We start from the raw sequence: 20,865 nt of genomic DNA, 5'->3' as shown, positions 1-20,865 counted from the left end.
CGGTTACTGGATGATGAAGGAGGTGAACAATACGTCGGTGACGTCCTGCTCGTCGCCGTCCTTGTCGAAGGGTTCCTGGACGATCGCCTGGATTTCGGCGGCGAGCTGCTGCTTGCCCTGGACCGTGCTGATTTCCGATGCCCGCTTGCCCGACAGGAGCAGCAGCACGCGGTTGCGCACGATCGCCATGTTGTCCTTGACCAGGGTCGCCTGTTCGGTGCCCGCCACCTGCAGGGTGAACTGCACCTGCAGGTACTGTTCGCCGTTCTCCGGCTGCAGGTTGACCGTGAAGGCCTCGACCGGCACGTACTCTGGCTTGATGCCGGCGTCCTTCTTTTTCTTCTTCTTCGATTCCTTCGGGCTCTCGTGCGCGGCCGCGCCGTCGCCGCCCTGCATGAAGTACCAGGCTGCACCACCGCCGCCGCCGAGCAGCAGCACGGCCGCCGCCGCGATCACGATCAGCTTCTTCTTGGAGCCGGCCGGAGCTGCCGCTGCGTCCGCCTTCGGATCGGCCTTTGGTTTTGCTTGCGCCATCGAGATGCCTCTTTACTGCCTAAAAGAATGATTCCGTCATTATGGCATTATCGCGGGGAAACCCAACCCGCCAAGCCCGGAAAAGAGGGAATAAGAGGCGGTAATCCCGATGATTGTTGCGCCTGTGTCTTGACGGTTTTGTAGGGTGGTCGGCTCTGCCGACCGCGCGTTCAAACCAGGCAAGATCTGCCTGTGCGTTATTTCGTTAGCTAACTATCACCGCGCGGACGGCATAGCCGTCCACCCTACGTTATAGATTATGCAAACGTATCCACCAGCCCGTTGTCACCCAGGCTCACGGTCCGGGTAGCCGGCCGCGCAGCGGCGTCATCGCCCACCGCCACCGTCCCGCCCGCGTTGCCAGGACCACCAGCGCCACCATGGCGGCGCTCGCCATCCTGCTGCGCCTGGCGTCCGTCCGGCATGCCGGCATCGACGGTCGCGTTACCGAGCGCGATGCCGCTCTCGCCCATCATCTCGCGCAGGCGCGGGAGGGCGTTTTCCAGGGCTTGCCGCACTTCCTGCTGGTTCGACGAGAAGGCCACGCTGGCCCCGTCGTTGGTCACGTTGAGCACCACCTGCACCGGGCCGAGGTCCGGCGGGTTCAGCGTCAGGGTCGCGGCCTGTTCCTTGCCCACCATGTAGACGATGCGCTGGCTGACCTGGTTGTCCCAGGCCTGGGTGCCGAGGCGTGCCGGGATGCGGTCGCCCGGCATGGCGGCCGGGTTCGGCAAGCTCTCGAGCTTGGCGGCCTGAGCCTGCAGCTGGGTGACGGTAGGCAGGGGCGCCTCGAGATTCGCCGCCGTGCTGGCAGCGGCGTCGCGCAGCTGCGGCTGGGCCTTGCCCGCATCCAGAGGCGCCAGCGCCTGCGCCTGCGCGCGCAGGTCGGCACTTTCCTGGGCCGTGGTCTGCACGCCGGCTGCCAGCGAGAAGCCAGCCGCGTCGCTGTCGGCGGCGGCCAGTGGATCCGCAGCTGCCACGCCGCCGTCCGCGGTCTCGAGTTTCGCGAACGCGGACTGGAGCGCGGCGAGCTGCAGCTCGGCGCCGCCGGCCGCCGTTGCCGCTTCGGCCGTGACCGGCGCCGCCGCGGGGGCCTGGGTCAGGGCGGCCATGAAGGCGAGCATGTCGGTCACCGGCGTGGTGGCCGCTTCGGCGGCGGCGCTGGCGGATTCGGCAGCGGCTGCCGCGTCCTTGGCCGGGTCGCCCGATTCGGCGCTGGCCGCCCCCTGCGCTGGCGCTGGCGCATCCGAGGATGCTTCGCTCTGCTTGGCCGGCTCGCGTGTTGCAGGTTTCGCCCCCTGGGCTGCCGGCTTGTCGGCCTGCCTGGTGGGGGCCGCCGGCTTGTTGGCGGGCGCGGCGGCCGGCGCCGGCGTCGGGGCCATGGTCGGGGCCATGGCGCGCGACAGCGTGGCGCTGAACTGCTCGGCTTCGGGGGCCTGCACGCCGGCCGCAGCGTTGCGCTGCGGCTGGGCCAGCGCGCTGGCGCCGGAGACCTGGAACGGAAGGGTGGTCGTCTGCATCGTCATGGGGACATTAGCGTTGTTTGTAGCGGGCGCCACGGGCTGCGTGGTCGTCCATCAGTTTCTGGTCGCGCTTGTTCTCGATCGCCAATGCCTCGGCGGCTGCGCGCTCGTTCAGGGTGCGGTAGGACAGGCGCTTGCGCTCGCTTTCCTGCCATGCCTTCTTTTCCACGTCCGCCTTGTACTGCGCATGCTTGATCACTTCGCGCTGGCCGGTGATGGCGTTGTCCAGCTTGCCGATGAAGGCCACGAAGTTGTGGTACGCGAAGGGCGTGATGCCCGCCATCTGCGCCGCGTCGAGCTTGCGCACGTACTCGTCGCGGTAGCCATCCAGCATGACCAGCTTCTGCTCGGCTTCCTCGACCGCCTTGAGGGCGGCGCCCAGGCGCTTGGCGATCGCGTCGGAATCGCGCTGCGCAAGGTCGATCAGGGTCTCGAGGGCGGAAGAAGTGGCCATATTGGGTCAGAGTATAGTTCCGCCCGGCAAATTCCAATCATTGGAATAGAGAGCTTAATTGCCCCAAGCTTTCCAGCATGCCCGCGTTGTCGTGGATTTCCTGGCACAGGAACTGTTCGATCTGCTCGTGCTTGGCGATCGCCTGGTCCAGCACCGGGTCGCTGCCGGCGGCGTAGGCGCCCACGCTGATCAGGTCGCGCGAGCGCTGGTAGCGCGAGTACAGCTGCTTGAGCTTGCGCGCCGCCAGCTGGTGCTCGTGCGAGGTAATCGAGTGCATCGCCCGCGAGATCGACTGTTCGATGTCGATCGCCGGATAGTGGCCGGCTTCGGCCAGGTGACGGTTCAGGACGATGTGGCCGTCCAGGATGCCGCGCGCCGCGTCGGCAATCGGGTCTTGTTGATCATCGCCTTCGGACAACACGGTATAGAAGGCGGTGATCGAGCCGCCGCCCTCGACCCCGTTGCCGGCGCGTTCCACCAGCACCGGCAGCTTGGCGAACACCGAGGGCGGATAGCCCTTCGTGGCCGGCGGCTCGCCGATGGCGAGGGCGATCTCGCGCTGGGCCATCGCGTAGCGGGTCAGCGAGTCCATGATCAGGAGGACGTTCTTGCCCTGCTCGCGGAAGTGTTCGGCGATCGCGGTGGCATAGGCCGCGCCTTGCAGGCGCATCAGGGGCGGGGAGTCGGCCGGTGCGGCCACCACGGCCGAGCGGGCGCGGCCCTCCGGGCCCAGGATCTGCTCGATGAATTCCTTCACTTCGCGTCCGCGTTCGCCGATCAGGCCGACGACGATCACGTCGGCCGTGGTGTAGCGCGCGATCATCCCCAGCAGGACCGACTTGCCGACGCCGGTGCCGGCGAACAGGCCGAGACGCTGGCCGCGGCCGACCGTCAGCATGGCGTTGATGGCGCGCACGCCCACGTCCAGGGTTTCCGAGATCGGCGCGCGGTCGAGCGGGTTGATCGGACGCGCGTTCAGCGGCCCCACTTCGTCGGTGCCGAGCGGGCCCTTGCCGTCGAGCGGGCGGCCGGCGCCGTCCACCACGCGGCCGAGCAGCTGCATGCCGACCGGCAGGTGGCGCGCGCGGTCGCTCGGGCGGCGGCGCGGGTGCTGCACGGTGCCGGGCTTGGGCAGCGCCGATTCGACCGGGAACACGCGCGAGCCCGGCACCACGCCCTCGACGTCGCTCTGCGGCATCAGGAACAGGCGCTCGCCCTCGAAGCCGACCACTTCGGCCTCGATCCTCAAGCCGTTGGCCACCGGGATGGTGCAGGCGCTGCCGACAGCCAGCTTCAGGCCCACGCATTCCATCACCAGGCCGGCCACGCGCGTGACGCGTCCCGAGACCTGCATCGGTTCGGCGAGGCCGACCAGGGAGTCGCAGTCCTTGATGAAGGACTTCCAGCGGGCGGTGTGGCGGTCGGTCGTTGTCGTCATTTATGACAACCAATCCACATTTGACTGGAGCGCATGGGTCAAGCGCGCCCAGCGCGCCTGCGCCTGTGCATCGATCTGGTTGCTCGCCGTATCCACCTTGCAGCCGCCGCGCGCCAGCGCCGCGTCTTCGACGATGCGCCAGCCGCCCTTGACCAGTTCCTGCCCCATGGCATCGCGCACGATCTCGGCGTCGAGCGGATTCAAGCTCAAGGTGGCCGGCTGGGCCAGCACCGGCAGGTAGCCGATCGCTTCCTGCACCACCGGCAGGATCAGGTCCGGACGCACCTCGAAGGCCGTGCGCACCATGCCGCGCGCCAGGCGCAGGGCCAGTTCCAGCACGTCGTGGGCGATGGTCTCGTCGGCCTGCATGACGGCCTCGCTGAAGGTCGCGGCGATCGAACGCAGCTGTTCCAGCTCGCCTTCCGCTTCGATCTGGCCGGTCCTGGCGCCGTCGGCGTAACCCTGGGCATGGCCGGCGGCGCGGCCTTCCTCCAGGCCTTCGGCATAGCCCTCGGCGCGCGCCTGTTCGCGGATCGCTTCGATCTCTTCGATGGTCGGCAGCGTCACGTGCGGGACAAGCTCGACCGGCTGAGCCACCGGTTCCGGCGCAGGAGGAGGGGCCATGGCGGCGCGGCGCGACTGGGTGCTCGGGCGCTCGTCGCCGAACGAGGTCATTTCCCAGCGCTGGTAGGCGCTTTGCTGTTCCTTCGGGATCATCAGATGAACGAATCCTCGCCTTTACCGCCCAGCACGATCTGGCCTTCGTCCGCCAGGCGGCGCACGATCTGCAGGATCTGCTTCTGCTGGGTTTCCACTTCCGACAGGCGCACCGGACCTTTCGATTCCAGGTCTTCGCGCATCATCTCGCCCGCGCGCTGCGACATGTTCTTGAAAATCTTGTCGCGCAGGTCCTGCGAGGCGCCTTTCAGCGCGATGATCAGCATCTCGGACTGCACCTCGCGCAGCAGCAGCTGGATGCCGCGGTCGTCGATGTCGATGATGTTATCGAACACGAACATCTCGTCCATGATCTTCTGCGCCATGTCGTTGTCGTAGTTCTTGATGTTGTCCATGACCGCCGCTTCCTGCTCGCCGCTCATGAAGTTCAGGATCTCGGCCGCGGTGCGCACGCCGCCCAGCGAGGATTTCTTGATGTTCTCGTTGCCCGACAGGAGCTTGGTCAGCACGTCGTTCAGTTCGCGTAAAGCAGCAGGCTGCACGCCGTCCAGGGTGGCGATGCGCAGCACCACGTCGTTGCGCAGGCGTTCGGTGAAGTGGGCCAGGATCTCGCAGGCCTGGTCGCGCTCGAGGTGCACCAGGATGGTGGCGATGATCTGCGGGTGCTCGTTGCGGATCAGTTCCGCGACCGAAGGCGAGTCCATCCACTTCAGGCTTTCGATGCCCGAGGCGTCCTTGCCGCCCAGGATGCGGTTGAGCAGCACGGCGGCCTTGTCGTCGCCCAGCGCCTTGGTCAGCACCTGGCGGATGTATTCGTCCGAATCGAGGCCGACGTTCGAATGCAGGTTGGTCTCTTCCACGAAGGCTTCCAGCACCTTGACCACTTCGGTGTGCTGCACCGACTTCATCTGGGCCATCGCGGCGCCGAGTTTCAGCACTTCACGGGGGCCGAGGAACTTCATCACTTCGGCCGCTTCCGCCTCGCCCAGGGCCAGCATCAGGATCGCTGCCTGCTGTACGCCTTCCTTGTCCTTGTCACTCATTTGATCCCAACCATGCCTTGATTACGTTTGCAACGATCCGCGGGTCTTCGCGGGCCAGGTCCTGCGCCAGCTGCAGGTTCGCCCGGTAGCCCTGGGCGCGGCGTTCAACTTCCTGTTCCTCGAGCTCTTCCGGATCGGGCTCGCGCTCTTCTTCGGGAATCTCTTCCTCTTCCGGTTCCGGTTCCGGCGGCAGGGCGGTGACCTCGTCGAACTTCTTGATCGCCGGGCGCATCAGCGGTAGCAGGATCCGGTAGTAGAGGAAGGCCAGCACCGCGAACAGCAGCAGGTACTTGCCGATCTCCTTGGCCAGCGGCAGGTTGGCCGGATCGCGCCACCAGTCGAGGCTGGGGGGCGTGTCGTCCGGGCGGTCGACGCCGTCGAACGGGGCGTTGGCCACGTTCAGGGTGTCGCCGCGCTGCTGCGAGTAGCCCATCGCCTGTTTCACCAGCTCGTTGATCTGGGCGACTTCGGCGGCCGCCAGCGGCTTGACGATGATCTTGCCGGTCTTCGGGTCGACCGAGCGGCGGTAGTTCACCACCACGCCCACCGTCAGGCGCTTGATGCCGCCCATCGGGCGCTGCTCGTAGCGGATGGTCTTGTCGACTTCGTAGTTGGTGGTCGCGTCCTTGCGCGTCGGTCCACCGGCTGCCGGAGCCGCGCCGGCTACCGGCTGGCCGTCGATCGGCGCGGTGGCCACGCCCGGCGGCTGGTTCGACAGCGCGCCCGGGATGCCGGAAGCGCCGGCGCCCGGCTGGGTCGACTCGGAGGTCTGCTGGCTGCGGATCGCCTGCGGTTCCGGCGGCGAATTCGGCTTGTACATCTCGGCGGCGGTATCGACCTGGGCGAAGTCGATCTCGGCGGTCGCTTCGGCGCGCACGTTTTCCTTGCCGACCAGTGGTGCGATGATCGACTCGACCTGCTTGATGATGTTCTGCTGGACCTGCTCGACGTACTTGAGCTGGGTGGCGTCCAGACCCTTGTGGCCGGGACCCTTGTTCGAGGTGTCCGACAGCAGGTTGCCGTTCTGGTCGACCACGGTGACGTTACCGACGGTGAGTTCCGGCACGCTCGAAGCGACCAGGTGGACGATGGCGCTGACCTGGCCCGGGTCGAGCGCGCGGCCCGACTGCAGGGTCAATACCACGGACGCGGTGGGCTTTTGCTGGTCGCGCACGAAGACCGAGGGCTTCGGCATGGCCAGGTGCACGCGCGCGCCGCTGACCGGGCCGAGCGACTGGATCGAGCGCGCCAGTTCGCCTTCCAGCGAGCGCTGGTAGTTCACCTGTTCCAGGAACTGCGACACGCCCAGCTTCTGGTTTTCCATCAGTTCGAAGCCGACGTTGCCGCCCTTGGGCAGGCCTTGCGCGGCGAGCTTCAGGCGCAGGTCGTGGATCTGCTCGGCGGGTACCAGGATCGCGCTGCCGCCATCCGAGAACTTGTACTTGACCCCCATCTGGTCGAGCGAGGCGGTGATGGCGCCGCCGTCGCGGTCGCTGTAGTTCGAGAACAGCACGCGGTATTCCGGCGCCTGGCTCCACATCCACAGCGCGATCATGATGGCGCTGACCAGCGCGATCCCGCCGCCGATGGCGACGCGCTTGCCCATGGTGGTCTGCAAAAAGCCCTGTTTTGCCTCTTGCTCGGGCGCCGGGGTGTCGATCAGTTCATCAGCAACTGCTGCCATGGTGTGGGTATATGTCCAGGATGGAGAGGTTAGGCCGCATTATGAAGCCACAGGGCAACATTCAAACCCTGAAATAGGGGTGGAAATCCATGCTTCTTCACGCGAGGAATTTGCTGGGGCGCTGGTAATCTGACAGCCTGAACAAATTGAATCCCTTGGCGAGCAGGAGCGAACGATGAGTATTGGCGGAATCGGCGGCATCGACAGCAGCCGCATCCAGGCGATGATGGAACAGCTGAAAGCCGCGGCGACCAAGCCGGCGGCCGGCCCGGTTGCGCCTGCCGGCCTGGGCAATGTTGCGCCCCAGGGCGGCGTTGCCAAGCTCGACTTCGCCGATGCGCTGAAGACCTCGCTCCAGCAGGTCAGCAATACCCAGAAGAACGCGGAAGAACTCGGCAAGCGTTTTGCGATGGGGGATGATACCGTGAGCCTGTCCGATACGATGATCGCCATGCAGAAATCCAGCATCGCTTTCCAAGGAACCGTGCAAGTACGCAACAAACTGGTGTCAGCCTATCACGACATCATGAACATGCAGGTGTAAGCCTGATAATCCGCTCAAACGCAACCGGCCACATGGCCGGTTTTTTTATTGCTGAGCAGATTTACTGAATACACCGATTCATTCATGTCGCAGGGACATGAATACAGGCTCAGGCCGCCTGCGATTCCTTGCGGTGGAAGGTGACCGGGATGGCGCCGTCGCGCGGCGCCGGTTCCGGCAGCAGCGAGGCCAGGGTATGGCGGTCCAGTTCGGCGAGATAGGCCGAGGTGGCGTTGGTGAGCACGCCCTTGAGCGCACAGGCCTTGACGAGCCCGCACGGGTTGCCGCCCGGGTCGAAGCATTCGGCCATGTAGAAATCGCTCTCGCTCTGGCGCACCACCGCGCCGATGTTGATGTCTTCCGGCTTGTGCGCCAGGCGGAAGCCGCCGTTGCGGCCGCGGATAGTCTCGATGACGCCGTTGCGGCCCAGCTCGTGCACGACCTTCATCAGGTGGTTCTTCGAGATGCTGTGCAGGTCCGCGATTTCCTGGATCGTGACGAGCCGCCCCGGATTGCTGCCGAGATGGAGCAGGGTCCGCAAGGTGTAGTCGGTAAAGGAAGTCAGGCGCATATCCGGGAAGTATATCCCATGCACCCTCCCAACGTGCATAAGGTGACTATGCGGATGGCATGCATATTGACCAGTCATTACAAACCATTACTTGATTTACCGTTCTTGTCGTTTCAATATGTCGGCTGTTGGCCGCTCGAGGCCGCCGTCGTCTGCCGCCTTCTGCCGGAGTATGCACATGCAACCGATCTCTTCCGCCGTCCATATCATGCACGCCGACCCGATCATGACGGTCGGGCTGCATGCCATCCTGGTCGACCGGCCCGGCCTGCGCGTCACCACGCACCTGGCCCAGCCCGAAGCGCAGCGTGTCGCGCGCGTGCTGGTGACCGATTACGACACCGGCATCAACCTGGCGCGCAAGCCGCCCGCCGGCAGCCTGGCGCCGGTCGTGCTGGTGGTGACCCAGTTCGACAAGGAGTGGGAAGTGCGCCTGGCGATGGATGCCGGCGTGGCCGGCTACCTGCTGCAGTCCTGCGGCACCGACGAACTGGCGCACGCGGTCGAGCAGCTGGCGCGCGGCCAGCGCTACCTGAGCGAGTCGATGACGCGCAGCGTCGCCGACAGCCTCACCCGCGAATCGCTGACCGGGCGCGAGACCGACGTGCTGCAGCTGCTGGCGCAGGGCTGCTGCAACAAGTCGATCGCGCGCAAGCTGGGCATCGGCGTGGGCACGGTGAAGACCCATGTGAAGGGCGTGATGAGCAAGCTGGACGCCACCGCGCGCACCCATGCGGTGGTGGTCGCGACCCAGCGCGGCTTGATCCGCCCCGGCGGCAGCGCCGGCGCAGCGGCCTGAATCACATGCCCGGCGCCGGATGTTCCGGCAGCGGGCTATGCAGGCTCAGGTTGATCGCGTTCCAGCCGCGGATCGCGGCAATCGTATAAGCCAGTTCCGCAATCTGCACATCGCTGAAATGTTCGCGCAGCGCCGGCCAGGCGCTGTCGGTGTCGTCGCGTCCGGGCAGGGCGTTGACGGCGTCGGCCCAGGCCAGCGCCGCCCGTTCGCGTTCGCTGAAGAAGGGCGCCTCGCGCCAGGCGGCGAGCGCGTTCAGGTGGCGCGGATCGAGTCCCTGCCTGACCAGGTCGCGCCAGTGCATGTCCACGCAGACCCCGCAGCCATTGAGCTGCGAGATCCGCAGCTGCACCAGTTCCACCAGGCGCGCGCCGAGCGAGCTGTTCCTGGTGGACTGGGACAGGGCGATCATCGCCTTGAGGTTGGCGGGGGCCAGGGTGTATAGGGGGATGCGGGCAGCGAGCGTCATGGTGTCGGTCCTTTCAGGATGGGGAAGGCGCCCGTTGCGCCCTCCATGCATCCAGGACGAGCCAGGGCCCCATGGTGTGACAGGCGGCCGGTTTTTTCAGGCGCCGAGCAACACCCACTGCCCCGCGCGCTCGTACGCTGCGCGGTTCTTTCCGGCGTTCTTGGCTGCGTACATTGCCGCATCGGCGCGCGAGAGCAGCTGGTCGGCACTCTCTCCCGGGCGATGCAGCGCCAGCCCGATGGTGGCACCGGGCTGGGTTCGCCCTCCCGTCTCCGGGTAGGGCCGGCCGGCAAGCTGCAGGATCGCTTGCGCTGCCTCGATCGCCGCCGGCCAGGACCCATGCAGGCGGTCGAGCAGCACCACGAATTCGTCACCCGCCAGCCGTGCCACGATATCGGCCTGCCGCACCGCCTCGCGCAGGCGGCGGCCGAAGGCGATCAGCACCGCATCGCCCGTTTCATGGCCGCAGATGTCGTTGACCGCCTTGAACCCGTCCAGGTCGATGAACATCAGCACCAGCGGACGCGGCTCGCGCCCGGCCGTGTCGATCGCGTGTTGCAGGCGGCCCATGAATTCATAGCGGTTGGGTAGTCCGGTAAGGTAATCGTGGGTGGCGCGGTGGTGCAGCTCGCTGGACAGGCGGCGCGTCCTCTCCTCGGATTCGATCTGCTCGGTGACGTCCCGTCCCGAGCAGAACATGCGCCCGTCGCCAGCGACACTGGTGCTCCATTCGATCCAGCGCCAGCTGCCGTCAGCGTGCAGGTAGCGGTTGCGAAAGCCGAGCACCGCGCCTCCGCTGGCCAGCTCGCCGGCTTTCTCCAGGGTGCGTGGCCGATCGTCCGGATGGAGGAAATCGACGAAGGGACGCGACATCAGCACGGCTTCGTCCCAACCCAGCAGCTCATGCCAGGCGGGGTTGACCTGCATGATATAGCCGTCGTGGCTGGAGATCGACAGCAGGTCGGGGGCGAGGGCGAACAGCGCATCGCGGTCCTCGATGGCCTTCTTCTGGGCAGTGATGTCGATCACCTGGGCGATCAGGCACTCCGGGCGGCCGGCATCGTCACGGCTCAGCGTCACCGTGAGCAAGCCCCAGACCACGGCGCCGTCGGGGCGGCAGTAACGCTTCTCGAGGCAGTAGGAGTCGAGATCGCCGGCCAGCATCCGCTGCAGCTGCGTCAGGTCGGCATCGAGATCGGCGGGATGGGTGACGTCACGGTAGTCCAGGGTCAGCAGCTCGTCGCGCGGGTAACCGAGGATGCGGCACAGCGCGTCATTGAACTCGAGCCAGCGGCCTTGCAGGTCGAGCAGCGCCGTGCCGACGGCCGACTTGGCGAAGGCCGCAAGAAAATGGCTGGGGACGGCGTAACTCGGCATTTGCGCTTGCACATCGTGAGGTGACGCCAGTGTAGCCGAATTATTTTTTGGTTACCAGAAAGATTGCATTATGTAAATACTGCGCTGGCCCTTCAATCCCCGCGCAGCACCCACTGTCCGTCGCCCTCGCAGGCGGCGCGGTTCCTCCCCGCATTCTTCGCCACGTACATGGCGGCGTCGGCGCGCGACAGCAGCCGGTCGGCGCGGTCGCCCGGATTGTGCAGCGCCATCCCGATGGTGGCGCCGGGCTCGGTGCGGCCCGCCACTTCGGGGTAGGGCTGGCTGGCCGCGAGCAGGATCTTGTCGACCACCTGGGCGGCGTCGTGGCAGGGATCGTGCAGGTGGTCGAGCAGGACCACGAACTCGTCGCCCGCCAGGCGCGCCACCCCGTCGGTGCGCCGCACCGATGCCGTGAGACGGCGGCCAAAGGCGCTCAGCACCGCGTCGCCCACCTCGTGGCCGCACAGGTCGTTGACCGCCTTGAAGCCGTCCAGGTCGATGAACAGCAGCACCAGCGGGCGCGGTTCGCGCCCCAGCGCGTCGATCGCGTGCTGCAGGCGGCCCATGAATTCGTAGCGGTTCGGCAGGCCGGTCAGGAAGTCGTGGGTGGCGCGGTGGTGCAGTTCCTCGGTCATGCGGCGCTGTTCGGACATGTCGCGCATGAAGGCGGTGAAGTAGCGTTCGCCCTTGAGAGGCACCACGCCCACCGTCATCTCGACCAGGATCTCGCTGCCGTCCTTGCGCAGCGCCGGGACCTCGACCCGCTTGCGCGAGGCCGCGGTCATGCCCTTGCGCAGGAAGGCATGGATGCCGTCGTGGTGGCGCTGGCGCATCCGCTCCGGCGTGATCAGCTCAGCCATCGGCTTGCCGATCGCTTCCTGCGCGCTCCAGCCGAAGGTGGCCTCGGCCTGCTTGTTCCATTCGGTGATGATGCCGTGTTCGTTCATGCCGAGGAAGGCATCGTTGGCGTTCTCGATCAGCAGGCTGATCTTCTGTTCCTGGTTGCGCAGGCGCTCCTCGTCCTCGATCTGGCTGGTGACGTCGCGCACCGAGCAATACAGCAGCTCCGCGCCGACCGCGCGCGTATTCCATTCGAGCCAGCGGTAGCCGCCGCAGGCATGGCGGTAGCGGTTGCGAAAGCCGGTGTCCACCCCGCCGCGGTAGATCTTGTCGGCTTCGCGCAGCGAGGCGTCGCGGTCGTCGGAATGGACGAAATGGATGAAAGGCTGGGCGGTCAGCTCGTCCTGCGTCCAACCGAGTGCGTCGGTCCAGGCCGGATTCACCTGGCGCAGGTAGCCGTCCTTGCCCGAGATCGCCAGCAGGTCGGGCGACAGCGTGAAGAAGGCGTCGCGTTCTTCGACCGCCTGCTTCTGTTCGGTGACGTCGAGCAGCTGGGCGATCAGGCATTCCGGGGCGCCGCCCGCGTTGCGGCTGAGCGAGACCGTCAGCAGGCCGCAGACGGGGCGGCCGTCGGCATGGCGGTAGCGCTTTTCCAGGTTGTAGGAGTCGATTTCACCGGCCAGCAGCCTGTTGAGCAGGGTCAGGTCGGCGGGCAGGTCATCCGGGTGGGAGATATCCTGGATGCTGAGCGCCAGCAGCTCGTCGCAGTCATAACCGAGGATCCGGCACAGCGCCGGGTTGACCTCGATCCAGCGGCCGTCGAGGCCGACGACTGCCATGCCCACCGACGAGTGGGCGAATGCGGTGTAGAACAGGTCGGTGGTTGGGCTTTGCGTCGGCATCTGGTCACCAGGATAACAAGATACCGCAGTGTAGCTTATCTACTGTTCAACAACTATTCACATTGCTAATTGGTAATAATCGAATCAGGCCAGGCCGGCCAGGCGCGCGTTGCGCTCGCGTTCGAGCTTGGTGATGTAGCGCTGCACGCCGGCCATGCCGCCGCGCGAGATGTCGACGAACTGCAGGCCGATGCGGCGGTTGGTCTTGTTGTTCAGCAGGGTCAGGTCGAGCGAGTTGCGTACTTCCAGCGTCACCGTCACCGGGCCGATCTCGGGCAGCTCGATGCGGCAGTTGGGCAGCCGGGCGCCGATGGTCGTGTCGAGCTGCAGCTTGTTGTCGAGCACGGCGATGCCGCCGCAGCTGATGTCGTGCAGCGGGAACACGCCGGTGCCGGCCCCGGCTTCCAGCGGCAGCGGGAGGATCGCCCGCACCGGGTTCGATACCGGCGTCTCCATCCGGTAGTACTCGCGGCGCTGCAGGCGGATCAGGCTCGGCGGGATGTCGGCGCGCAGGGCGGCCTCGCCCTCGAACAGGGTGGGGCGCAGGTTCTCGGCCGTGAACAGGATGCGGATCTTGTCGAGCGTGGTTTCGCAGCGTACCTTGCCGGCTTCGACGATGCGCTCGTTCTGCATGCGCTCGATCGAGCGGTCGAGCACCAGGGAGTTGGTGTCGGCGTCGACGTCGAGTACGGTGGTGACGCAGACGTCGGCCTCGCCCTTGACCAGCATGCGCACCAGCTGGTGCTTTTCGCCGATCTGGCGCAGCAGTTGTACGACTTCACGGCGCGACTCCACCTCGTAGTCGTGCCAATTCTCGAGTTCCTGATTATTCATTGCTTGTACCAGCGCTTGGCGCGTCGTCCAGGTTGAGGTGGGGCGTTGGCCCTCCGTGTTTCTGAGCCGACTCAATATGATATAGCCACGCCAACAGTTCCGCAATTGCGCGATACAGCGCCGGCGGAATCTCGCGGTCGAGGTCCACCCCCATGAGCAGCTGCACCAGTTCCTTCGATTCGTGGACGAAGACGCCGGCTTCCCTGGCGCGGCGCATGATCTGCTCGGCGACCAGGCCCTGACCCTTGGCCACCACCTTGGGCGCCGGGTCGCCGCTGCCGTAGGCGAGGGCGACCGCGCTCTGGCGCCTGGCCTGCTCCTTCTTCGGGTCAGTCATCGGCCGTATCGACGGGTGCCGAGCGCACCTCGAAGCCCGCCAGCGCGGTGCCGACGGCGTCGAGGGCGCCGGCCAGGCTGCCCAAGTGGCGGCGCAGCAGGGCGGCGGTGTGCTCGCTGCCGGCCTCGAACTGCACCTGCACGCGGCCACCGCTGAGCGTCAGGCGGGCGTCGAGTTCGCCGAGTTCGGGAAAGCGCAGGCGCAGGCGGCTGTGCCAATGCGATTCGGCCTCGCCGGCCTCGTCCTGTCCTTCGCGGCTGTCACGTTGCACTTCCAGCTGCATCGGCTGGCCCGGCCACAGCTTGCCCTGCCAGGCAAGCTGGGCCTGCTCCTGGGTGGCCAGCTGCAGGTTGATGAACTGGGCGGTGGCCGGATCGAGCGCGTTCTGGCGCACGCCTTCCTTCGCCAGCTGCTGCTGCGGTTCGGCGTTCAGTTCGGCCAGGGCGCGCGCGCCCTGCGCCCATTCGGCCACGTGCGATTCGTAGAACAGGCCGCTTTTGCCGAGCGCCTGCTGCAGGCCGGCCGCGATGCTGGCGGCATCCGCGCCGGCCGCGGCCACGATCGGCGCACGGCCGAGGGCGGCAGTCATCGGCGTTTCCACTTTCTGGGCGGCCGCGAGCACGCCCCCGATGGTCCTGCCGGCCTGGCTGAGGGTCGTGTTGTTGGCTTCCGCGCCCAAGGTCTGCGCGGCGCTGCCGGCGGCGCTGGCCTGCAGTAGCGCGGCCGCGCGCCCGACGGCGGTCCCTTCGCGCATGGCGAGCGGCGCCTTGCCCGGGTCGGCGCCCTGGGGCAGCGGCGGGCCGGCTTCGCTGAACACGGGATTGGACCCGAGACCGACCTGGAAAGTCGGGCGCGGGTGCACCGACACCAGCGTGAGCGGCACGTCGGCGCCCACCTGGGCGCCCGCGGGCAACTGCATGCGGGCGGGGATGTTGGCGACCTTGACGACGAAACTGCCGTCGGTCAGCCTGGCGAGGACCTCGCCGTGCAGCGCCTTGCCCAGCTGGGGGGCAAGGGCGCGCTGGAAGGCTTGCTGGCGCGGGTCATTCAGGTGTTCGGCCGGCCTGGCCGGACTGGCCGGCAGGACGGCGGAGACGAGCTCGCGCGGCAGCATGCTGCTCTACGGCCTTACACGCCGTAGGCGCGTGCGACGCGGCGTTCGGTCGAGGTGTTGTTGATCAGGGCCGACAGGCGCGCCATCCACGGGGTGGTCAGGTCGCGGATCTGGCGGTCGGCGGCGAGCATGCGGCGGATCGCGTCGACCTTCTTGACGCGCTGCGGACCGGCCAGCGGCTGCGGCTCGCTTTCCTTCAGCTGGCGCACGTGCAGGGCGCACTGCTGTTCGAGCTCGGCCAGGCGATCCCAGTCGCTGTCGCTGGCGGCGCGCAGCATCTGGTCGGTGATCACCGCCATGGTTTCATAGGTATCGACGATATCGTCGCTGGTCATCTGCGGCATGTTCTTCAGGCACTCATCAGGGTCGGGGCGCGCATCGGCGCCGTGGCGGCAGGGGCCGTCGCGCCGGTGGCCGCGGCTTGCGGGTCGATCGCGTTCCAGGCTTCGCGCAGTTCGGACAGCAGCGCATGCGCTTCTTCCAGGATCGCCGGGTCGTTGCTGAGGTTGGCCTTGAGCAGGCGCGCGCTGATGTATTCGTACAGGGCGTCGAGGTTCTGGGCGATCTCGCCGCCGACCTTCTTGTCGAGAGCGGCGCGCAGGCCGTTGTCGATGATGTTGATGGCCTTCGAGATGGCGGCGCCCTTGGCGGGGATGTTCCCGGCCTTCATGTTGCTGATGCCGCTCAGGATCGACACCATTGCGCCGTCGTACAGCATGACGATCAGTTTGTGCGGGGAAGCGGCGGCGACGCCGGTCTCGAGACCGACTTTCGCATAGGCGCCGACGCCGCGTTGCATGGTTCCAAACATCGTGTTCTCCAGGTGGATGAGCTTAGCTTGCGTTCGCGGTGAGCGCCGCAAGCTGCTGGGTCAGGTAAGCCGAGGTCGATTGCATCGACATCAGGGCCACGTCGAGCGCAGTGAACTGGGCCCGGTAGCGTTTTTCGATGGTCTCCAGGCGCGATTCGAAGCGGTCGCGCGCGCTGGTGACGGACTTGAGCGTGACGTTCAGGCCGTCGGTCTTGCTGTTGAGCAGGCTGTCCTTGCCGGTGAAGCTGGCGGCCAGGTTGGTCAGTTCGAAGGCGAAGCCCTTGGAGAAGCTGACCGTGCCGCGTTCGCCGGGAGCGCCGCCGGTGATCGAGAGCTGGATGCCGTCGGCGGGCGANCCCGCCGCCGCCGTCAGGGTCTGGCCATTGCCGATGGCGGCGACGCCGCCGATCGTGCCCTTGACGTCCTTGCCCTTGGCCGGCGTGGCGCTGCCGAACAGGATCGAGGGAGCGGTGCCGCTGACGGCACTGATGTCGATGTTCGACATCTCGCCGTACTTGCTCGACGAGATCGACAGGCGCCCGTCGTCCTCGACCTTGGTCTCGACCGCGTCGCCGGCGCCGGCGAAGACGGTGTTGCCGTTGATGGCGGCGCGCAGCATGGAAGCCAGCTGGGCATTGGTATATTTGCCGGCAGCCAGCTTGATGTCCTGGGTCTTCTTTTCGCTGACCGGGTCGGTCTGGTTCAGGGTGATGCGCCAGGTGGTGTTCGGGTCGATCGTGGTCGGGCCCGTCAGCGCGTCGGCGCCCGTCAGCGTGCCCTGCGTCGCCAGCCACTCGATGTTGACGCCATAGGTGCCCGGCTTGGTGGCCGCGCCCGACTTGTCGAACTTGATCTGGCCATCGGTCGCCTTGCCCATCGCTGCGAACAGCCCGCCGATCTCGGCGAAATTCTCGGTGACCGCCTTGTTCAGCTTGCTCGAATCGACGGCCAGGCCGCCGTCCTTCTGGAAGGTGATGCCGACCTGGCTGAGGGTGGTCAGGTTGCCGCCCAGGCCCTCGACCGCAGCACCCAGCTGGCGTCGCAGCTGGCTCTGGATCGAACGCACCGAGGCGTCGCCCTGCAGGATGCCGGCGGTCTTGGTCTCGGCGTTATAACCGGCCAGGCTCGAGATCGTCTTGTTGAGTTCGTTGTACGCCTTGACGAAGTTGTTAACGGCGGTCGAGACCGCCGCGGTGTCGCGGGTCACGTTCAGGGTGGTGCTGCCGGTCGCGGCGATGTCCAGCGAGACGCCCTGGACGGCATCGGTGACGGTGGTGCTGCTGCTGCGGATGTCGAGGCCGTTCAGGTTCAACAGGGTATCCTGCGCCGCACTGGTCTGGGTCAGGCCTTGCACGCCGCCGGGGTCATGGCCGAGCAGGGCGGCGATGCCCGCGTTCGGCTCCAGGCCGTCGGCGCCTTCGACGCCGATCTTCATCGAGGACTTGGCGCCGGTCGCGTTCGAGGTCAGCACCAGGTGATAGGGGTTGTCGCCGCCGTCGGACACGATGGTCGCGGTCACGCCGATGTTGGCCTTGTTGATGGCGTCGCGGATGCCCTGCAGGGACTGGTCGCCGGCCTCGAGGGTGACCGTGCCGCTGGCCTGGGCGCCATCCTGGACGAAGCTGGCGCCCGTCAGGTAGCTGCCGGCGCTGCCGGCGCTCAAGCCCGCGGCGGCCGGGTTGCTGCCGCCGATCAGGATCTGGCTGCCGTCGCGCGAGCTCAGGGTGACGCCGGCGCTGCTGGTGACGATCGAACCGGTGTTCGCGGCCGGGTTCTTGATGCCGCCGGCAACCACGCCTTCGCCGGCCACGGATTCGGTCACGCTCAGGTTGGATCCGTCGGCGGCGGTGAAGCGCAGCGTGCCCTTGTCGGCCTCTCCGGTGAACGTGATGTTGGCAGCCGCCAGCCTGGCGGCGAGGCCGCCATCCTTCAGGGCGGCGTCGATGTCGGCCGCTTCCAGCGGCGCGGTATGGTCGGTATGGGACAGGATGTCGATACCGCCCACGGCCAGGGTGTAGCGTGCGCCTTCCTCGACCGTGACCGCACCGAAGCCGGCGAACAGGTCGGCGGCGCTGCTGGCCGGCTCGGCCTTCGCGGTGACGCCGGTGGTCTCGCTCTTGGCATTGATCGCTTCGGCCAGCTGGGCCGCGCTGCGGGTTGCCGCACTGGTGGTGATGGCGGTGCCATTGATGGACAGCGAACCGTTGCTGATGCCGCTTGTGGCCACCGATGCGCCGAGCGTGCTGCCTGCCACGCCGAAGTTGCCGCCGCTGATGCTGCCGAACTGGAAGGTCAGGACGGTCTTGGCGGCGACGCCGATGGTCGCGCTCATGCTGGCCCGGCCGGCCGTGCTCAGACTCTGTGCCGAGGCCAGCTGCGAAACATTGATCTTGTACTTGCCCGCGACCGCATTGCTGCCGGCGCTGCCGGAAAGGATGTCCTTGTTGGCCGAGGTGGCGCTCAGGGCGCTGAAGGTGGCGGGAGAGTTGAGCGTCGTCAGGGCGCCCTGGAAGGCGCCGACCGCGGCGCTGACCTTGCCGAGCGCGGCCATGCGTGCCTGCAAAGCGGACGCCTTCTTGTCGAAGTTGGCGAGCGGCGCCGCCTCCGCCTGCATCAGCCTGCTGACGATGTCGTCGACGTTGAGACCGGAACCGATGCCCGCTGAACTGATGCCCACTTTGTTTCTCCCGTGAAAGCGATAATGTAAGTCATTATCGACAGAAGCAAACCGGACTTAAGAGTGGGAAATGTGTCCCAATTCAAATAGTTGGGAATGAACCGGGTAAAGCTGACAGACGTGCAAGAACGGCGCGTGCTCCTCGCAGGAAGCGCGCGCTGGACAGGTGGTGAAGCGCTTCAGGCCGTCTGGCTGATCAGGAGGCCGCGCATCTTGTCGATGGACTTGGCGATCTCGAGTGCTTCGACCGAAGGGATCTGGCGTACCACTTCGCGGGTGCTCTGGTCGATGATCTTGACGACGATTTCCTTGCTGTCTTCGTCGATCGCGAATTCCAGGCTTTGCGACGAGGCCCGCATGCCTTCGTTGATCTTCTTGACGGCGTCGTCGAGCTGTTCGCGCGAGGGCGGAGTGGCTTCCTGTGCTTCCGGCGCTTTCGCGGCCTTGGCAGGCTGGGTGTTTTGCTGCTCGAGCGTCGGAAGCGACCGCTCTTCCAGCCGCGCCGCCACGGGTGAACCAAGTGATTGGATGTTCATGTGACTTCCCTAGCAAAAAATCCTCGGCTGAATTTCTTCAGCCGAGGATGCGTTTTTTACTGCCCGGATGGACTAGCTGGTCGACGATTAACCACGCAGCAGCGACAGGACGCCGTTCGGCAGCGAGTTCGCCTGGGCCAGCATCGAGGTGCCGGCTTGCTGCAGGATCTGGCCGCGGGTCATCTTGGCGGTTTCTGCGGCGAAGTCGGTGTCGACGATGCGGCTGCGCGATGCCGACAGGTTCTCGGTGCTCGAGGCCAGGTTCGAGATTGCCGATTCGAAGCGCGACTGCAGTGCGCCGTATTCCGCGCGCTTGCTGTTGACTGCTGCCAGAGCCGCATCGGCGGTCTTGATCGCAGCCTGGGCGCCGTCGAAGGTGCCGATGTCGATGTCACCCACCGACTTCAGTTCCGAGGGCTTGCCGCCCAGTCCCCAGCCGCTGGCAGGGGTGCCATCTGCGGTCGAGAAGCTCTGCTCCGAATCCAGGCTGATGTTGCCTTTGGCAAATCCGGCCGGGGTAGCGGTGTTCAGGGTGACGGTCGTGGCATTCAGGTCCTTGCCGTTCTTCTGGTAAGTGGCCAGGGTTGCGGTCGAAACAGCCGTGTCTGCCGACTTGTTTTCCAGCTTGATGTCGGCGCCGCTGGCATTGGTCAGCTTGACGCCGCCTTTGTTGGCGTCGTACGAAGCGGTCACGCCGGTCTTGGCGGTCTGGGCATTGAAGGCGCTGATGGCGGCTGCGTAGTCGTCGGCGGTGTTGTTCGAACCCACCGAGAACGACACCGACACGGCGCTGCCGTTGTCCGAGGTCAGGTCGAAGGTATAGGCTTTGCCGGCCACGCCCTTCAGGTTCGCTTCGGTCTTGGCCGATGCGACCACGCCGGTGTCGCCGCTGACTTCGTTGATCTTGGCGACGGCGGCCTTGGCGCTGACGTCGGCTCCGAATTCGACGGTCTTCGAGCCCTGGTAGCCATTGATGACCAGCTTGCCGGTAGCAACCTTGCCGTCGACGGTCGGGTTGAGCGCGTTCTGTTGCAGGGTGTTGTTGCCGTACACCGAGGTCGAGAAGTTGCCGCCCGACATGGAGATCAGCTGACCAGCGTTCGCGCCGACCTGGAAGCTCGAGGTGCCCGAGGTGCCGTCCAGCAGTTTCTGGCCGTTGAATTCGGTGGTGTTGGCGATACGGTTCAGTTCCGAGGTCAGCTGGGTGACTTCGGTTTGCAGGGCCTTGCGGTCGCTGGTCGAGTTCGACGCGTTCGACGACTGCACTGCCAGTTCGCGGATACGCTGCAGGATGTCGCCCGAGCTCGACAGGGCGCCTTCAGCGGTTTGGGCCATCGACACGCCGTCGTTCGCGTTGCGGGTCGCCTGATTCATGCCGCGAATCTGCGAGTTCATGCGGTCCGAGATCGCGAGGCCGGCAGCGTCGTCCTTGGCGCTGTTGATGCGCAGGCCCGACGACAGGCGCTGGATCGAGGTGTTCAGGGAAGCTTGCGAGGTCGACAGGTTACGCTGCGAGTTCAGGGATGCAACGTTGGTGTTGATTACGGATGCCATGGTATTTCTCCAGACTGTATTTCGGGGTGGGCCACTGTGCCCTGTTCACTTTGGTGCGCCACGCTGTTCCGTGACGATCACACCGCTGTTGATGCTGGTAACGGTGGCCGTACGGAAACATTTAGGGAAATTTTGAGAAATAAATTTCG

The 20,865-nt window shown here is 66.2% G+C and carries 21 protein-coding genes; 2 read left to right on the top strand and 19 right to left on the bottom strand.

Features of this window, described 5'->3' with window-relative positions; translation table 11 throughout:
• Positions 1-3 precede the first annotated feature (3 nt).
• The 7 genes from fliL to fliF all read right to left on the bottom strand — a co-directional run bounded on the left by fliL (position 4) and on the right by fliF (position 7,354).
• Positions 4-534, bottom strand: a complete 531-nt coding sequence (gene fliL, locus YWC_RS0105315; protein ID WP_027864435.1) for a flagellar basal body-associated protein FliL — start codon at positions 532-534, stop codon at positions 4-6.
• A 257-nt stretch (positions 535-791) separates the two neighbouring features.
• Positions 792-2,060: a flagellar hook-length control protein FliK gene (locus YWC_RS28410; protein ID WP_051306239.1), complete on the bottom strand. Its 1,269-nt coding sequence runs from the start codon at positions 2,058-2,060 to the stop codon at positions 792-794.
• A gap of 7 nt (positions 2,061-2,067) precedes the next feature.
• Positions 2,068-2,511: a flagellar export protein FliJ gene (gene fliJ / locus YWC_RS0105305; RefSeq protein ID WP_027864434.1), complete on the bottom strand. Its 444-nt coding sequence runs from the start codon at positions 2,509-2,511 to the stop codon at positions 2,068-2,070.
• A 37-nt stretch (positions 2,512-2,548) separates the two neighbouring features.
• Positions 2,549-3,949, bottom strand: a complete 1,401-nt coding sequence (gene fliI, locus YWC_RS0105300) for a flagellar protein export ATPase FliI (protein ID WP_027864433.1) — start codon at positions 3,947-3,949, stop codon at positions 2,549-2,551.
• Positions 3,950-4,666 (bottom strand): flagellar assembly protein FliH, encoded by a 717-nt coding sequence (locus tag YWC_RS0105295; protein ID WP_036213120.1) that lies wholly within the window; start codon positions 4,664-4,666, stop codon positions 3,950-3,952.
• The gene (fliG, locus tag YWC_RS0105290) at positions 4,666-5,670 is read right to left on the bottom strand and encodes a flagellar motor switch protein FliG (protein WP_027864431.1); all 1,005 of its coding nucleotides are present in this window, start codon (positions 5,668-5,670) and stop codon (positions 4,666-4,668) included. Before fliG ends, YWC_RS0105295 begins: the two co-directional genes overlap by 1 nt.
• Positions 5,663-7,354 (bottom strand): flagellar basal-body MS-ring/collar protein FliF, encoded by a 1,692-nt coding sequence (fliF, locus tag YWC_RS0105285; protein WP_027864430.1) that lies wholly within the window; start codon positions 7,352-7,354, stop codon positions 5,663-5,665. Before fliF ends, fliG begins: the two co-directional genes overlap by 8 nt.
• 175 nt (positions 7,355-7,529) lie before the next feature.
• On the opposite strand from fliF, the gene fliE reads away from it, so the two are divergent.
• Positions 7,530-7,898 carry a flagellar hook-basal body complex protein FliE gene (fliE, locus tag YWC_RS0105280; RefSeq protein WP_027864429.1) on the top strand — a complete coding sequence of 123 codons (369 nt, stop codon included), beginning with the start codon at positions 7,530-7,532 and terminating at the stop codon, positions 7,896-7,898.
• 109 nt (positions 7,899-8,007) lie between these two features.
• Here the strand turns inward: fliE and YWC_RS0105275 are convergent, their stop codons facing one another.
• Positions 8,008-8,469 carry an RrF2 family transcriptional regulator gene (locus YWC_RS0105275; protein WP_027864428.1) on the bottom strand — a complete coding sequence of 154 codons (462 nt, stop codon included), beginning with the start codon at positions 8,467-8,469 and terminating at the stop codon, positions 8,008-8,010.
• A gap of 178 nt (positions 8,470-8,647) precedes the next feature.
• Between YWC_RS0105275 and YWC_RS28405 the strand changes: the two genes are divergently transcribed.
• Complete coding sequence (locus YWC_RS28405; protein WP_036213119.1) at positions 8,648-9,268, top strand: response regulator transcription factor; 621 nt, start codon at positions 8,648-8,650, stop codon at positions 9,266-9,268.
• A 1-nt stretch (position 9,269) separates the two neighbouring features.
• Here YWC_RS28405 and YWC_RS0105265 read toward each other — a convergent pair whose 3' ends face one another.
• From YWC_RS0105265 to YWC_RS0105215, 11 genes are all read right to left on the bottom strand, one after another.
• Entirely contained in the window at positions 9,270-9,734 is a 465-nt protein-coding gene (locus tag YWC_RS0105265) for a carboxymuconolactone decarboxylase family protein (RefSeq protein WP_027864427.1), read from the bottom strand.
• Between the two features lie 96 nt (positions 9,735-9,830).
• Positions 9,831-11,111: a diguanylate cyclase domain-containing protein gene (locus YWC_RS0105260; protein ID WP_027864426.1), complete on the bottom strand. Its 1,281-nt coding sequence runs from the start codon at positions 11,109-11,111 to the stop codon at positions 9,831-9,833.
• A gap of 92 nt (positions 11,112-11,203) precedes the next feature.
• Positions 11,204-12,853: a PAS domain S-box protein gene (locus YWC_RS31470; RefSeq protein ID WP_051306238.1), complete on the bottom strand. Its 1,650-nt coding sequence runs from the start codon at positions 12,851-12,853 to the stop codon at positions 11,204-11,206.
• A gap of 84 nt (positions 12,854-12,937) precedes the next feature.
• Complete coding sequence (locus YWC_RS0105250; protein WP_027864425.1) at positions 12,938-13,687, bottom strand: flagellar brake protein; 750 nt, start codon at positions 13,685-13,687, stop codon at positions 12,938-12,940.
• A complete protein-coding gene (locus tag YWC_RS0105245; protein WP_027864424.1) occupies positions 13,680-14,024 on the bottom strand; it encodes an EscU/YscU/HrcU family type III secretion system export apparatus switch protein in 345 nt (114 codons plus the stop codon). Before YWC_RS0105245 ends, YWC_RS0105250 begins: the two co-directional genes overlap by 8 nt.
• The gene (gene fliK / locus YWC_RS0105240; RefSeq protein WP_027864423.1) at positions 14,017-15,138 is read right to left on the bottom strand and encodes a flagellar hook-length control protein FliK; all 1,122 of its coding nucleotides are present in this window, start codon (positions 15,136-15,138) and stop codon (positions 14,017-14,019) included. The genes YWC_RS0105245 and fliK overlap by 8 nt, the downstream gene beginning before the upstream one ends.
• A gap of 14 nt (positions 15,139-15,152) precedes the next feature.
• Entirely contained in the window at positions 15,153-15,482 is a 330-nt protein-coding gene (locus YWC_RS0105235) for a flagellar protein FliT (protein WP_229413011.1), read from the bottom strand.
• A 5-nt stretch (positions 15,483-15,487) separates the two neighbouring features.
• Positions 15,488-15,949: a flagellar export chaperone FliS gene (gene fliS, locus YWC_RS0105230; protein ID WP_027864421.1), complete on the bottom strand. Its 462-nt coding sequence runs from the start codon at positions 15,947-15,949 to the stop codon at positions 15,488-15,490.
• Between the two features lie 22 nt (positions 15,950-15,971).
• Positions 15,972-18,626, bottom strand: coding sequence for a flagellar filament capping protein FliD (fliD, locus tag YWC_RS0105225; protein ID WP_027864420.1), 2,655 nt, complete (start codon positions 18,624-18,626; stop codon positions 15,972-15,974).
• A gap of 179 nt (positions 18,627-18,805) precedes the next feature.
• Positions 18,806-19,162: a flagellar protein FlaG gene (locus YWC_RS0105220; protein ID WP_027864419.1), complete on the bottom strand. Its 357-nt coding sequence runs from the start codon at positions 19,160-19,162 to the stop codon at positions 18,806-18,808.
• Positions 19,163-19,249: 87 nt separating this feature from the next.
• Complete coding sequence (locus YWC_RS0105215) at positions 19,250-20,716, bottom strand: flagellin (RefSeq protein WP_027864418.1); 1,467 nt, start codon at positions 20,714-20,716, stop codon at positions 19,250-19,252.
• Positions 20,717-20,865: the final 149 nt, after the last annotated feature.

Origin of the sequence: Massilia alkalitolerans DSM 17462 (assembly GCF_000427785.1) — a bacterium.
GTDB lineage: Bacteria > Pseudomonadota > Gammaproteobacteria > Burkholderiales > Burkholderiaceae_D > Telluria > Telluria alkalitolerans.
Note: the sequence above shows the minus strand (reverse complement) of the source record. Positions and strands in the feature narration are given on the sequence as shown.